Genomic DNA, 14012 nt, shown 5'->3' on the forward strand with positions numbered 1-14012 from the left:
GATGGGGGCGGCTGTCGGTCGAAAAGCCGACAGGTCGCTGGAACCGGACCGGTCGGATGATCAGCTGTCCCGGCAGCAGACGTGCAGGTCCGTAGCTTTCGATGTTGATAGCATGGCGTTTCCAGCCGGACGGTCCGCCGCAGCACCGGTTGCGCGGCCCAACGCGATCACATCGAGAGAGTTCTTGCATGCAGTTCGAAATCGTCGAGCGGGACGAGACGTGGGTCGCCGGGCTACCGGTGCGCAGTCCGAAACGTGCGCTCGGAGAACTGCGCGACCGTGATCTCGAGGCGGCCTGGGCCGCGGTGCTGCATCAGGAATTGGGCGGTCCGCTGGCCTCCTCGTACACCGATTACGCACCGGATCTGGGCACGTTCAATACGCAGATCGTCGGCTACGAATGCACCTCGTTCGACCGGGTGACCCGCGGGCATATCGTGTCCCGTCTGCCGGCCGGCGCCTATGCGCGTTTCTCCGCGGTCGGCAATTTTCCGCAGATCATGACCGACCTGTGGACCCAGATCGCTTACGCCGAGGAACACAATCAGATCAAACGCACCTTCACCGGGGATTTCGAATGCTATCCGCACGCGTACAAGATCGATCTGTACCTGGCGGTAGACCCCCGATGACATATTCGATCGTGGTCCGCGACGCGGCCATCTACGGCGGCTTGGTGGTGCCGCGGGTCCGGCCGAGTTTCAAGGTCAGCAACAGTGAGCTGATCGAATTTCTGCGTGACCGGCTGCGTGATCGCGAGATCGGCGGCCCGCTCTACACCGTGTACGTTCCCGATCCGGCCGGAAATTACAACGTGCTGGTCAGCTACGAATATCACGCACCCAAAGAGGTGCCGGTCGGCGATGTGATGATTCGCGTCCCGAAGGGCGTATATGCCCGATTCGAACCCAACGGTGATTATCACGATCCGGTGGAGGACGTCTGGGCCCAGGTCGACGACGCCACCGCGTCGGCCGAGATCACCCGCGCGTATCGCGAGGAGATCGAGGTGTGGCGTGGTCCCGACCGGTTGGAGTTGTTCATCTCGATTCTGGTGTGATATTTGGTTGCCAACGGGTAACCAACTGTGAACCGGGCGGTCTTTTTGTTCTGTGTGGTGTACGACACCGACTGGATGACCTCGATCGATACCGCGCGCCACGCTCGGGTTTCGGAAGATTTGCCGGACGTCTGGTCAATTTCGGAGGGATGACGGATACTTCCCTAGGTGGCCATATCCGACACCGGCGGTACCGCGTGCCGAGCGGAGGTGGCCGAACGATCGCGCCGCGCCGCGCAGCAACAGAGTAGGAACCGTATGACTGGGCTGGAAGTCGCACCGGAGGCGCTGCGACGATATGGCTGCTGACCACCCTGTGCGACCCCGCCGTACGGCCCCCGTGCCGGCCCTCGGCGAATTCTCTGCCGCATCTCTCCGCGAACTCGCCGCGATTTCATCGCAATACGTCGATACACTAGCGTCGGTTCAGGGCGGATTCATCGGCGCTCGGGGCGTGGACGTCCTTCCCTTGACATGCCGTGGATAGCGCGATCGGAGACAAGGTGCCTCGGCGAACGCTCGACTCGTTGGTGACCCAGGTCGCCGCGGAGTTGATGGGTGTCGACGCCACGACGATGGTGGCGGCGACCGAACGAGTGCTGGCCAAGCTGGTCGACTACTTCGACGTCGATTTCAGTTTCGTCCGCCATACCGACCGGGAGCGGCGGGCGACGGTGCTGGTCGCCGAATGGCCGCCGCGTCAGGACGTGCCCGACCCCGACCCGCTGCGTGTGGTGTATTTCGAACAGGCCGATTCGGTGTTCCGCGCCGTCGAGCACGCCACCGAACCGATGATCGCCCGCCCCACCCCGGAATTCTCCGACTATCAGGAGACGATTCGCCGTTCCGGATTGAGCGATGTGACGACCGCGACCGTTCCGCTGATGTCGCGCGGTGAGCCGACCGGATTACTCGGATTCATGAAACAGGGCGACCGGCAGTGGAGCACCCGGGAGATCAACGTCCTGAAGGCGATCGCGGCGCTGCTGGCGCAATTGCAGGCCCGGGTGGTGGCCGAGGAACGGCTGCGCTACATCGCCCTGCACGACGACCTCACCGGATTGGCCAACCGTCGCGCCCTGCTCGAACATATGGAGGAGCGATTGCGTCCGGGCAGTTCGGGGCCGGTCGCCGCCTTCTTCCTCGATCTCGACCGGCTCAAGGCGCTCAACGATTTCCTGGGGCATACCGCCGGTGACAATTTCATCCGCACCCTGTCGTCGCGGCTGAAGGAACATCTCGATCCGAACGACATGATCGCGCGGCTGGGCGGCGACGAATTCGTGATCGTTCCGGCCAAACCGGTGGATCCGGTCGCGGCCGAACTAGAGGCCACCCGGATTCAGCAGTTGATCACCCGCCGGGTGTCGGTCGGCGGGGAAACGGTGAGCCGCGGCGCGAGTGTCGGTGTCGCGCTGGGTATGCCGGGAGAGACCACTGTCGCCGATCTGTTGCGCCGGGCCGACCACGCGCTGTTGTCGGCGAAATCCGGTGGCGGCAACGGCGTCGCGGTGTTCACCGATGCCATGCGCGCGCAGTTCGAACTGCAGGACGACGTCGAATTGAATCTGCGCGGCGCGGTCTCCGACGGTTCGCTGCTGCTGCACTATCAGCCCGAGGTGGATCTGCGGACCGGGCGCATCGTGGCGCTGGAGGCGTTGGTGCGCTGGCAGCATCCCACCCGCGGACTGCTGCCGCCCGGTGCGTTCGTCGGGGTGGCCGAGGCCACGAATCTGGCCGGCGAACTCGGTCGCTGGGTATTGCGCACGGCCCTGGCGCAATTCGCGAAATGGCGGCGCGCCGGGCTCGCCTCGAACGTGGTGATCCGGATCAACGTCTCGCCGGTGCAGCTGGTGAGCCTGGACTTCGTGGAATGTGTCGAGGATGTGCTGCGCCGGCACGGAATCGACGGCAGTTCGGTGTGTCTGGAGATCACCGAACACGTCGTGGTCTCGGATCTGACCCGCACGCAGGTGACCTTGCGCGGACTCAAGCGCATGGGCGTGCAGATCGCGATCGACGATTTCGGCACCGGCTACAGTTCGCTGTCGCATCTCAAGGCCCTGCCGGTGGACGCGGTGAAGATCGACCGCGGTTTCGTGCAGCGGCTCGGCGCCAGTACCGACGATCTGGCGATCGTGAAATCCATTGTGGGACTTGCCGGTTCGTTCGGCCTCGGGGTGGTCGGCGAAGGGGTGGAGACGGCGGTGGCCGCGCGCACCCTGGTCGGGCTGGGCTGCTATCGGGCGCAGGGCTTCCTCATCGCGCGGCCGATGCCCGCCGACGAGGCCGAACCGCATCTGGCGGAGGGGCGGATCCCGCTCGACCTGGAACTCCCGCGGGTTTCCCGTGGGGCGCATCGGATCTGATTTCCCGCGGATGGCCGTCGCCGAATCCGTGGGTTCGCCATGGCTCCTGGTGGAAACGCTCGCGCCCGCGAATGCGCCGACGATCGTCGCCGACGGGCCTCGCGTCCGGGAATGGACGAGTCTTTCGCGCGCCGGACGCTCCCTCGGGGCAGGTGCCTCCGCGCTGGCCGTCGCCGCCGTCGAGATAGCAGCAGCGACCGTTCCGTCCGGCTCGGTGGAGTCGGCGGACGGCCGGATCGTCGTCTCCGAGGGCGGCTGGACCGCGATCGCGGTGCCGGTCTTCTGCGCGTTCGGGGCAGTGCACGGGGTGCAGGTATGGGTGGGTGGCGCGGGACAGCAGCCGCCGCCCCGGCGCGCGGTCGCGGCATGGGACTGGGATTCCGATACCGAACTCGCCCATCACGGCCCCGGCCTGGAGGAACTCGCCTTCGCCCGCGCCCGCGAACACGTGCGGGTGGTGCGCACGCCGCCGGAGGTGTTCGGGCGGATGGTGCGCTTCGACGAGCGGATGGGCTACACCGCGGTGGTGGCGGGGACCGACCCGGCCGGTCGCTGGCAGGGGGAACTGGCGATTCGCGGTGACGACGAGATCGTGCGCAACTTCCAGCTGGTCGTCCGGGTGCATCGCGAGGATCCGCATCTGGCCGTCTCGCCCCGGACCGCGCATGTCACCCGCGCGCTGGTGCACGAGATCACCGACGTCAGCCCGCCGCGCCCGGATACCGATCTGGCGATCACCCGGGCGGTATCGCGGTCGACCGATGCCGGTGTGGGGTTCGTCGAATTGGCGATGGGGCTGGTGTACGAGTGGGCCAGTCCGCCGCCACCGCCGCTGGAACGCTGGAGCACCGAACGGCCGCTCGTGCATCCCGATGATCAGCGGGATTACCGGGCCGCGTTCGCGGCCGTCCTCGCCGATGAGATCGACTCGTCGGCAAGGGAATTCGAATTTCGCATCCGATTCGAACGTTCGGACTGGATCGTGGTGCGGGCGGAATTGTCGAGGCTCGGTTCGGAGCGCGCGCACGGCATGATCAGGGTCGTAGCCGCCGGCTGAGCCGCGCGCGCCCGCAGACCGAGGACGCGGCATTGGCTCAGGCTTTCGCGAGCATTCATCCCGTGTTCGTCCCGCCGGTTCGCGGGACGGGGACGATCGGCGCGTGCGCATCGCTCAGCTGGCGAACTTCTACGGGCCGCGTTCGGGCGGACTTCGCACCGCACTGCATCACCTCGGCGCCGGATATGTGGGGGCCGGGCACGAGGTGGTGCTGATCGTGCCGGGCGCGCGCCGGGGCGAGGAGATCCTGCCCAACGGTGTGGTGCGGATGACCGTGCCGGCAGTGGGGATTCCGTGGACCGGCGGATATCGCGCGGCCGATCCGCGTCGTGTCGCCGATCTGCTGGTGGGGTTGGCGCCGGATGCGCTCGAGGTGTCGGATCGGCTGACGCTGCGCGGTTTCGGACGGTGGGCCCGCCGCCGGGATATCGCGTCGGTGATGATCTCGCACGAGCGTCTCGACCGGTTGCTCGGCCAGGTGCTGCCCACCTCGGTCGCTCGCCGAGCCGCCGATGTGGCCAACCGTCGCACCGCCGCCGATTACGACATGGTCGTCTGCACGACGGCGTTCGCCCGCGCGGAATTCGACCGGATCGATGCCCCGAATGTCGCGCTCGTCCCGTTGGGGGTGGATCTGGAACTGTTCGCGCCGCATCGTCACGATCGGGCCCTGCGAGCGCGGCTCGGTGGTTCGCATCTGGTGGTGCACTGCGGGCGGCTGTCGGTGGAGAAGCGGGTCGATCGCAGTATCGAGGCGGTGGATCATCTGCGCCGGGGCGGGGTGAACGTGCGCCTGGTGGTCGCGGGGGACGGCCCGCGCCGCGACGCGCTGGTCCGGCAGGCGCGCGGCGTGGCGGCTTTGCCCGACGGGCGTCCCGGCGTCCATTTCGCCGGATTCATCGACGACCGAACGCATTTGGCGACCCTGCTGGCCAGCGCCGACATCTCCCTCGCGCCCGGTCCGCACGAAACCTTCGGACTGGCGGCGCTCGAGGCATTGGCCGCCGGCACCCCGGTGGTGGCGAGCCGTTCCTCGGCGCTGGCCGACATCGTGACCGCCGAATGCGGGGCCGTGGCCGCCGATCACCCGTCAGCCTTCGCCGAGGCCGTCACCGATGTGCTGGCCCGCCCGGCGGCGCAGCGACGGCGTGCGGCGCGCTCGCGGGCCGAACAATTCCCGTGGCCGGTCGCGGTCGCCGGGATGCTGTCGGTATTGCGCGGGTTGTCGTAGCCGCGACGTGCCCGTGCGGCCCGGTACGGATGCGGTGTGTCGGGGAACACGTATGCTCCAGGGCGACGGAGATAGTCAGTCCGGATGCCGGCCCAGCACCGGCATCACACCGCAGAGCATTCGAGGAACGGCGTGCGTGATCGCTTGAAGTCCGTGAGCGGCAAGAAGACTCTGGTCACCGGCGCGGCCAGCGGAATCGGTCGGGCGACCGCGATCGCCGCCGCCGCACAGGGGGCCGAACTCGTCCTGACCGATATCGACGCCGCCGGGCTCGCGGATACCGTCGAGGAAATCGGGCGCACCGGCGGCAAGGTGCTGGCATCGCGGGCTCTCGACATCAGCGATTACGAGGCGGTCGCCGCCTTCGCCCGCGACGTGCACGATCGGCACGGCAGCCTGGACGTGGTGATGAACGTGGCCGGCATCTCGGCCTGGGGCACCGTCGAGAATCTCGAGCACCGGCACTGGCGCTCGATGGTCGATGTGAATCTGATGGGTCCGATCCACGTCATCGAGAGCTTCGTGCCGGAGATGGTGCGGGCCGGGCGGGGCGGCGCGCTGGTCAACGTGTCCTCGGCGGCGGGGCTGCTGGCCTTTCCCTGGCATGCGGCCTACAGCGCGAGCAAATACGGGTTGCGCGGCGTCTCGGAGGTGCTGCGCTTCGACCTGGCCCGGCACGGGATCACGGTGCATCTGGTGGCGCCGGGCGCGGTGAACACCCATCTGGTGCAGACCGTCGAGATCGCCGGTGTGGACCGCGACGATCCGCGAATCCAACGGTATGTGAAGCGTTTCCAGTCGCACGCCGCCTCACCCGACCAGGCCGCGCGAGCCATCTTCCGGGGCATCGAGAAGAATCGCTTCCTCGTCTACACCTCGTTCGACGTGCGGTTCGGATATTGGTGGGCGCGAAAGTTCGCCTGGCCCTACGAGTTCACGATGCGCCGCGCCAACGACCAGTTCAACCGCTTCCTGCGCTGAGCTCGGCGGGATTCATCCGCACATCTTCTCGGCGCACGCCGCCACATCGGCATCCGTGAGATTTTCGCGGCCCGCCGCGGGCGGTTCCTCGCATCCCTCGGCCCGCGTGCAGTCGATGCTCACATCCAGCGTGCGCGCGCCGGGGCCCTCGTCGCCGAGCCGGTCGTGATAGTTGACGATCCGGCAGCTGCCCAGTGACAGACACCCACAGCCGATGCAGTCGGTGAGGCTGTTGCGCAACCGGGTGAGCTGTTCGATCCGCTGATCGAGATCGGTGCGCCACGTTACCGACAATCGTTCCCAATCCTTCCGATTGGGCGTCCGCCCCTCCGGTAGGGTGTCGAGAGCCTTGCGAATTTCGCTGAGCGGAATTCCGACGCGCTGCGAGATCCGGATGAATGCCACCCTGCGCAGCGTTTCCCGTGAGTATCGGCGCTGGTTTCCGCTGGTGCGGCGGCTGGCGATCAGGCCCTCGCGTTCGTAGAAATGCAGTGCCGACACCGCGACGCCACTGCGTTCCGACAGTTGGCCGGGGGTGAGCTCCTTGGCTTGCCACGTCGTATGCTGCATACCTCAACGATACTTCAGGTTCTGGGTGGCCGGGCGAGAACCGGGAACTTCGCCGCCGCGCAGCGGGGGCAGCGTCCGGAGCCGGATACGGTGCGGTCGGCGAACAATTTCGTGCCAACCCGGCGACGGCCCATTACGGTCGGGATATGGGAACAGAGGCTGTGCCCCCGGCGCGACCGTTTTCCGTGACGACCGAGGTCGGGACGCTGCGCGCGGTACTGCTGCATCGCCCGGGCGATGAGCTGCGCCGACTCACGCCGCGTAACAACGATCAACTGTTGTTCGACGCCATTCCCTGGGTCGAGCGGGCCCAGCAGGAGCACGAGATCTTCGCCGATGTGCTGCGCGGCCGGGGCGTCGAGGTGCTGTTGCTCGCCGATCTGCTGACCGAGACGCTCGCGGTCAGCGGCGCCGGACGCAGTATGGGCATCACCGCGGCCGTCGACGCCCGCCGCATCGGCTACGCCCTCGCCGAGGAACTGAAGACCTATCTGCGCGCGGTGCCCGCGCCGGATCTGTCGCGAATCCTCATGGCCGGCATGACCTTCGACGAATTGCCGTTCGAACCGGATGCCGCCTCACTGGTGCGGCGGATGCACCACGGCACCGATTTCGTCATCGAACCGCTGCCGAATCTGCTGTTCACCCGCGATTCCTCGTTCTGGGTGGGGCCCAAGGTGGCGATCACGTCGCTCGCGCTGCCGGCCCGCGCTCGCGAAACCTCGCTCACCGACCTGGTATACGCGTTCCATCCGCGATTCCTCGGCGTGCGCCGGGCCTACGAATCGCACACCGCACCGATGGAAGGCGGTGACGTGCTGCTGCTTTCGCCCGGCGTGGTCGCGATCGGGGTGGGGGAGCGCACCTCGCCGGCGGGTGCGGAAGCGTTGGCGCGCAGCCTCTTCGACGATGCGCTGGCCCACACCGTGCTGGTGGTGCCGATCGCGCAGAACCGGGCCACCATGCATCTGGACACCGTGTGCACCATGGTCGACCGCGATGCGGTGGTGATGTACCCGGGTGTGCAGAATTCGTTGCGCGCGTTCACCATCCGGTCCGACGGCGATTCGGTGCGGATGAGTGGTCCCGATCCGTTCCTGCCCGCCGCGGCCGAGGCGATGGGGATCGACAAACTACGGGTCATCGACACCGGGCTGGACGGGGTGACCGCCGAGCGGGAACAGTGGGACGACGGCAACAACACCCTCGCACTGGCGCCCGGGGTCGTGGTGGCCTATGAACGCAACGAGAATACGAATACACGGCTGGCCGATGCGGGCATCGAGGTGCTGACCATTCCGGGATCCGAACTGGGTTCCGGGCGTGGCGGGCCCCGTTGCCTGTCCTGCCCGCTGTCGCGTGACGAGGTGTGAAAAACCGATGCTGGATATCCCGGTCGACCATCAATCGACGGTCCCGCCGTACGAACAACTGCGGCTGGGCATCGTCGCCCGGGTGCAATCCGGCGAACTCACCGCCGGAACCAAGATTCCGACGGTGCGTGCACTGGCCGTTCAGCTCGGCTTGGCGCCGAACACCGTCGCGCGCGCCTACCGCGAGCTCGAACAGGACGGTGTGCTCGAGACCCGGGGGCGGCTCGGGTCGTTCATCGCCTCCTCCGGTGATCCGACTCGCGACGCGGCCGGGCGCGCGGCCACGGAATACGTTGCGGTGGTACGCCGATTGGGGCTCGACGACGACGCGGCGCTGCGCTACGTGCGGGCGGCGCTGGGCGAGACCCCCTAGCCGACCTCAACGCCAGCTGGGTAGCCAGAGGTGGTCGTGCCAGTTGGACGGCGTGATCGGCAGGGCGGTGAGAATGGGCCACAACCAGATGAAATTGGCGATCACCAGACCCAGATACAGGCACACCAGAAGTAGTCCGAGACTTCGGCGTTCGCCGGACAGCGCGAACCACCGCCCCGACCGGGCGCGCACCAGCGGCGCGGGGCCGAGGATGTCGCCGAGCGTCAAGGCGAGGCCCATCGCGAGGAACGGCGCCATCGGGACCGCGTAGAAGTAGTACATCTGCCGGTCCAGATCCGCGAACCACGGCAGCAGCCCGGCGCCGTAGCCGACCAGCATCGCCGCATATCGCCAGTCGCGGCGGGTGGCGGTGCGCCACACCGCCCAGGCGAGCATCGGCAGCGACAGCCACCACATCGCCGGGGTACCGATCAGCATCACGGCCTTCACACAGACCGCCTGCCCACAGCCGGTGACCCCGTTGTCGGCGTAGTAGTACAGCATCGGGCGCAGGCCCATCGGCCACGACCACGGCTTGGATTCCCACGGGTGATGGTTACCGGCCGAATTGGTCAGGCTCTGATGGAATTTCAGCGATTCGGCCTGGTTGTGCCACAGCGAACGCAACGCGTCCGGAATCCACGACCAGGTGCCGCCGGTGCCGACGGCATTGCCCACCGAATAGCGGTCGTAACCGTCCTCGCTGGCGAACCAGCCCCAATAGGTGGCCAGATAGACCAGCAGCGGAATCGCCACCAGCGCATACAGAGCCGGACCGATATCGCGGACCGCCGTGCCGGCCCAGGGACGCGGCACCCCGTAGGCCTTGCGCGCGGCCACATCGAAACACACCGTCATCAGCCCGAAGAACAGGATGAAATACAGGCCCGACCACTTCGTTCCGCACGACAGCCCCAGCAGCAGACCGGCCCCGAACCGCCACCACCGCACACCCAGTCGCGGCCCGAACACGCTGAATGCGATGGCGGCGCTCCCAGTGCCCTCCGTGGTTACGCGCGCTGCCGCCTCCGGGCCCGCCGCTCGCGCCGCGGGCGCTGTCCGGCCTTCGGCGTCGGCCCGGGCGAGGCGGGCCCGCATCTCGTCGCGATCGACGATCAGGCAGCCGAAGGCGCCGACGACGAAGACCGCCTGGAAGATGTCGAGCATGCCGATGCGCGAGGACACGAAGGTCAGGCCGTCGGCGATCAGCAGCACACCCGCGATCGCGCCGATGAGGGTGGATCGGGTCATTCGCCGGGTGATGCGGATGACCAGCAGGACCAGCAGCGATCCGAAGATCGCCGCGGTGAATCGCCAGCCCCAGCTGGTGTAGCCGAACAGCGCTTCACCCAGCGCGATCATCTGTTTACCGACCGGCGGATGGACCACCAGCCCATAGGCCGGATTGTCCTCGACCCCGCCGCCGGTGAGCATCTGCCAGGCCTGCGGTGCGTAGTGCTTCTCGTCGAAGACCGGGGTGCCGGCGTCGGTCGGGTAGTTCAGCATGGTGAACCGGGTGACCGCGGCGACCACCGTCAGGAATAGCGTGACCAGCCAGCCTCGGGCCCGGTCGGTCGGTCCGAAATCGGGTGCGGGGCGCAGCGGCGCCGGACTGGACAAGGCCGGGCCCGCGCCGATCGCCGGTCGCGTATCGGTCAGCTGGGTCACGCTCCGATCGTATGCGGTGTGCGGCGGTGGGCTGCGCGGCGGTGAGCCGACCTGCGGACTCGGGCGCGGTCCGTCCCAGGGGTAGCGTTTGCCCGGACCGGGCGCGGGTGCGCGGTGGCGGCCGGTCGGATGGGTCGGCCGGCGGTGAAAGGACGGCGATGGGCGAGCACGGCGGGCGGTTGGTGCTGGCGGCGACGCCGATGGGCGATATCGGTGATGCGTCGCAGCGGTTGCGCGACGCCCTCGCGAGCGCGGACATCGTGGCCGCCGAGGACACCCGCCGGACCCGGGCGCTGGCCAAGGCGCTCGAGGTGGAGATCAGCGGGCGGATGGTGAGCTTCTACGATCATGTGGAGGCCGCGCGAATTCCGTTGCTACTGGACGAGATCGAATCCGGGAGGACCGTGCTGCTGGTCACCGATGCGGGGATGCCCTCGGTCAGCGATCCCGGTTATCGGATGGTCGCGGCATGTATCGAGCGGGGCCTGGCGGTGACCTGTCTGCCCGGTCCCTCGGCCGTCACCACCGCCCTGGCCCTGTCCGGACTGCCGATGGAACGGTTCTGCTTCGACGGCTTCGCCCCGCGCAAGTCCGGGCAGCGCAAGCAGTGGCTCGCGACGCTGGTCACCGAGCCGCGCGCGGTGGTGTTCTTCGAGGCGCCGCATCGGCTCGCCGGCTGCCTGGCCGATGCCGCCGAGGTGCTGGGCCCCGAACGCCGGGCCGCGGTGTGCCGGGAGCTGACCAAGACCTACGAGGAGGTCGTGCGCGGCGGACTCGGCGAGCTGGCGGAATGGGCCGTCGAAGGCGCGCGCGGAGAGATCACGGTGGTGGTCGAAGGGGCGCAACCGGTTTCGGCCGACCCGGTCGATCTGGTCGACGAGGTGGAGGAACTGGTCGCCGACGGCACCCGCCTCAAGGACGCCTGCGCGCAGGTGGCCGCGCGGGCGGGCGGAGTCTCGCGACGCGAACTCTACGACGCGGTCCTGGCCGCCCGCGCGGAGTAGCGCAGATCCGCTCGACCGGGCCCGGCGGGGCATCCACCACCGCGCCCGTCTCGATCACACGCGCGCGACGACCGGCGCGAGCCCCAGCACGGTATTCGCGAATTCGATGAAGGTGGGCGCCATGTCGGGAACGCGATGCGCGCCCTCACGGACCAGCACTCGCCGCGTGCGTTCGCCGATGGCGTCGGGGACCAGGGCGATCACCTCGTCCGGCAGTGCCGGAATCCCGGGATCGGCGGCGCGCGCCTGATCGTGGAAAGTGCGGTACAGGGTGGCGAAGTGGTCCACCGCCAGATCGCGGAACTCCGCGGTCGCATCGCCGACCAGCAACGATTCCACCAGGATGAGCCGCGCGAAATCCGGTTCGGCCGCCACCACCGAACAGAACGTGCTGATCATGGTGGCGATGCGCTGCCGCGGATCGACCTCCTCGGGCAGGTGTGCCAGCTCCTCCGCGATCCGGGTGCGGATGATCTCGACACCGGTGTGCACCGCCTCGATGAAGCAGTGCTCCTTGTTGCCGAAATGTTCGTAGAAGGTACTGCGTGAGACGTGGGCGCGGCCGACGATATCGGTCAGCGTGACCGTGGAAAAGCCTCGGGCGCCGACACATTCGACCATCGCGCCGATGAGCCGGCCCCGGGGGGTGCCGAGCGCGTGGGCGCGAACGCTGCGGTGGCGCTCGGCGAAATCCGCATCCATAACCGGCTCCGGTCGCCTGCTTCTACTTCGGTTCGATGTACTTCGGGAACACCGGTTCCGGCGCGGGGAGGGCCAGTCCGGCCTCGATCGGTGTCGCGAGATCGGCGAAGGTGCGCGCGGTCTGGCCGAGCTGGTCGAGAATCCGCCCGGCCGAACCCGGGATCACCGGCTGCACGAGGATCGACACGATCCGCAGCACCTCGAGGGTCACGTACAGCACGGTCGCCTCGCGGGCCACATCCTCGGGCGTGCCCGACTTGGCCAGCGCCCACGGCTGCTGCGCGGAGAAGTACTTGTTCGTCTCGCCGAGAGTCAGCCAGACCGCCTCGAGCGCCAGATGCAGCTGCTGCCCGTCGAATTCGGTGCGGCAGCGCTCCAGCAGGCCGTTCGCGCGATCGAGCAGTTCCCGATCGGCGTCGGTGAATTCGCCGGGAGTCGGTACGGCGGAATCGAAATCGCGCGCCACCATCTTCAGGCTGCGCTGCACCAGATTGCCGTACTCGTTGGCCAGGTCGGTGTTGATCCGCCCGACGATGGCGTCGTGGCTGTAGGAACCGTCCTGGCCGTAGGAGATCTCACGCAGCAGGAAGAATCGCACCGCGTCGAGACCGTACTGGTCGACCAGCGCCAGCGGATCCACCACATTGCCGACCGACTTCGACATCTTCTCGCCCTTGTTGAACAAGAAGCCGTGTACGAAAACGCGTTTCGGCAATTCGATACCCGCCGACATCAGGAATGCCGGCCAGTAGACGGTGTGGAAGCGGGTGATGTCCTTGCCGATGATGTGCACATTCGCCGGCCAGAACCGCTGGAAGGCGGCCGAATCGGTATTCGGGAATCCGACTCCGGTCAGATAGTTGGTGAGCGCGTCCACCCACACGTACATCACATGCGCCGGATCGCCGGGCACCGGCACACCCCAGTCGAAGGTGGTGCGGGAAATCGACAGATCCTTCAGACCGGCCTTCACATAGCTGACTATTTCGTTGCGCCGGGTCGCGGGCAGGATGAAATCCGGTGTGGTCTCGTACAGTTCGAGCAGCCGGTCCTGATATTTCGACAACCGGAAGAAGTAGTTCGACTCCTCGGTCCATTCCACCGGGGTCCGGGTTTCGGTCGCCAGGCGCGTCCCGTCCTCGGTGACGGTGGTCTCCTCCTCGGTGTAGAAGGCCTCGTCGCGCACCGAGTACCAGCCCGAATAGGTGTCGAGGTAGATATCGCCGTTGGCCTGCATGCGCTCCCAGATCGCGATGCTGGCGGCGAGGTGATCCTCGTCGGTGGTGCGGATGAACCGGTCGTAGGAAATGTCGAGCGCCTTGTCCATGCGTTCGAACACATCCGAATTGCGCGCGGCGTATTCCTCCACGGAGACGCCGGCGGCGCGCGCGGCCTGCTGCACCTTCTGGCCGTGCTCGTCGGTGCCGGTCATGAAGAACACGTCGTAGCCGTCGAGCCGCTTGAACCGGGCCAGCGTATCGGTGGAGATGTACTCGTAGGCATGGCCGATATGCGGCGCGCCGTTGGGATAGGCGATCGCCGTGGTGATGTAGAAGGCCGGTGATGTGCGTTCGGGTGCGCTCATGGTGTGTCCACTCTAATCCGCCGCCCATAATCCCTCGCG

Annotated in this window: 13 protein-coding genes; 9 read left to right on the plus strand and 4 right to left on the minus strand. The window is 67.4% G+C overall.

What is annotated here, in order from left to right; all coding sequences use genetic code 11:
- The first annotated feature begins 188 nt into the window (after positions 1–188).
- The 6 genes from NK1_RS00845 to NK1_RS00870 all read left to right on the plus strand — a co-directional run bounded on the left by NK1_RS00845 (position 189) and on the right by NK1_RS00870 (position 6698).
- Positions 189–632 (plus strand): GyrI-like domain-containing protein, encoded by a 444-nt coding sequence (locus NK1_RS00845; RefSeq protein WP_039780728.1) that lies wholly within the window; start codon positions 189–191, stop codon positions 630–632.
- On the plus strand, positions 629–1060 hold the full coding sequence (locus NK1_RS00850; protein ID WP_063006705.1) for an effector binding domain-containing protein: 432 nt from the start codon (positions 629–631) through the stop codon (positions 1058–1060). The genes NK1_RS00845 and NK1_RS00850 overlap by 4 nt, the downstream gene beginning before the upstream one ends.
- 554 nt (positions 1061–1614) lie before the next feature.
- Positions 1615–3429 (plus strand): putative bifunctional diguanylate cyclase/phosphodiesterase, encoded by a 1815-nt coding sequence (locus NK1_RS00855; RefSeq protein ID WP_063006797.1) that lies wholly within the window; start codon positions 1615–1617, stop codon positions 3427–3429.
- A gap of 10 nt (positions 3430–3439) precedes the next feature.
- Positions 3440–4486 carry a GAF domain-containing protein gene (locus tag NK1_RS00860; protein ID WP_063006706.1) on the plus strand — a complete coding sequence of 349 codons (1047 nt, stop codon included), beginning with the start codon at positions 3440–3442 and terminating at the stop codon, positions 4484–4486.
- A 103-nt stretch (positions 4487–4589) separates the two neighbouring features.
- A complete protein-coding gene (locus tag NK1_RS00865; protein WP_063006707.1) occupies positions 4590–5717 on the plus strand; it encodes a glycosyltransferase in 1128 nt (375 codons plus the stop codon).
- Positions 5718–5801: 84 nt separating this feature from the next.
- Positions 5802–6698, plus strand: coding sequence for an SDR family oxidoreductase (locus tag NK1_RS00870; RefSeq protein ID WP_063006708.1), 897 nt, complete (start codon positions 5802–5804; stop codon positions 6696–6698).
- Between the two features lie 12 nt (positions 6699–6710).
- Here NK1_RS00870 and soxR read toward each other — a convergent pair whose 3' ends face one another.
- Positions 6711–7268 (minus strand): redox-sensitive transcriptional activator SoxR, encoded by a 558-nt coding sequence (soxR, locus tag NK1_RS00875; protein WP_084460472.1) that lies wholly within the window; start codon positions 7266–7268, stop codon positions 6711–6713.
- A gap of 146 nt (positions 7269–7414) precedes the next feature.
- On the opposite strand from soxR, the gene arcA reads away from it, so the two are divergent.
- On the plus strand, positions 7415–8641 hold the full coding sequence (gene arcA / locus NK1_RS00880) for an arginine deiminase (protein ID WP_063006709.1): 1227 nt from the start codon (positions 7415–7417) through the stop codon (positions 8639–8641).
- Positions 8642–8648: 7 nt separating this feature from the next.
- Positions 8649–9014, plus strand: a complete 366-nt coding sequence (locus NK1_RS00885; RefSeq protein WP_063006710.1) for a GntR family transcriptional regulator — start codon at positions 8649–8651, stop codon at positions 9012–9014.
- 6 nt (positions 9015–9020) lie between these two features.
- Here the strand turns inward: NK1_RS00885 and NK1_RS00890 are convergent, their stop codons facing one another.
- Positions 9021–10682, minus strand: a complete 1662-nt coding sequence (locus NK1_RS00890; RefSeq protein ID WP_063006711.1) for a dolichyl-phosphate-mannose--protein mannosyltransferase — start codon at positions 10680–10682, stop codon at positions 9021–9023.
- A gap of 158 nt (positions 10683–10840) precedes the next feature.
- Between NK1_RS00890 and rsmI the strand changes: the two genes are divergently transcribed.
- Positions 10841–11686, plus strand: a complete 846-nt coding sequence (gene rsmI / locus NK1_RS00895; RefSeq protein WP_063006712.1) for a 16S rRNA (cytidine(1402)-2'-O)-methyltransferase — start codon at positions 10841–10843, stop codon at positions 11684–11686.
- 54 nt (positions 11687–11740) lie between these two features.
- Here the strand turns inward: rsmI and NK1_RS00900 are convergent, their stop codons facing one another.
- Positions 11741–12388 (minus strand): TetR/AcrR family transcriptional regulator, encoded by a 648-nt coding sequence (locus tag NK1_RS00900; RefSeq protein WP_084460473.1) that lies wholly within the window; start codon positions 12386–12388, stop codon positions 11741–11743.
- A gap of 22 nt (positions 12389–12410) precedes the next feature.
- Entirely contained in the window at positions 12411–13973 is a 1563-nt protein-coding gene (gene metG / locus NK1_RS00905) for a methionine--tRNA ligase (protein ID WP_063006714.1), read from the minus strand.
- Positions 13974–14012 lie beyond the last annotated feature (39 nt).

The sequence above is a fragment of the Nocardia kruczakiae NBRC 101016 genome (genome assembly GCF_001612965.1).
GTDB lineage: Bacteria > Actinomycetota > Actinomycetes > Mycobacteriales > Mycobacteriaceae > Nocardia > Nocardia kruczakiae.

Bases quoted from the DNA above. Each gene is read 5' to 3' on its own strand.
- NK1_RS00845 (WP_039780728.1), top strand. From the start codon at position 189: ATGCAGTTCGAAATCGTCGAGCGGGACGAGACGTGGGTCGCCGGGCTA.
- NK1_RS00850 (WP_063006705.1), top strand. From the start codon at position 629: ATGACATATTCGATCGTGGTCCGCGACGCGGCCATCTACGGCGGCTTG.
- NK1_RS00855 (WP_063006797.1), top strand. From the start codon at position 1,615: ATGGGTGTCGACGCCACGACGATGGTGGCGGCGACCGAACGAGTGCTG.
- NK1_RS00860 (WP_063006706.1), top strand. From the start codon at position 3,440: ATGGCCGTCGCCGAATCCGTGGGTTCGCCATGGCTCCTGGTGGAAACG.
- NK1_RS00870 (WP_063006708.1), top strand. From the start codon at position 5,802: ATGCCGGCCCAGCACCGGCATCACACCGCAGAGCATTCGAGGAACGGC.
- soxR (WP_084460472.1), bottom strand. From the start codon at position 7,268: ATGCAGCATACGACGTGGCAAGCCAAGGAGCTCACCCCCGGCCAACTG.
- arcA (WP_063006709.1), top strand. From the start codon at position 7,415: ATGGGAACAGAGGCTGTGCCCCCGGCGCGACCGTTTTCCGTGACGACC.
- NK1_RS00885 (WP_063006710.1), top strand. From the start codon at position 8,649: ATGCTGGATATCCCGGTCGACCATCAATCGACGGTCCCGCCGTACGAA.
- rsmI (WP_063006712.1), top strand. From the start codon at position 10,841: ATGGGCGAGCACGGCGGGCGGTTGGTGCTGGCGGCGACGCCGATGGGC.
- NK1_RS00900 (WP_084460473.1), bottom strand. From the start codon at position 12,388: ATGGATGCGGATTTCGCCGAGCGCCACCGCAGCGTTCGCGCCCACGCG.
- metG (WP_063006714.1), bottom strand. From the start codon at position 13,973: ATGAGCGCACCCGAACGCACATCACCGGCCTTCTACATCACCACGGCG.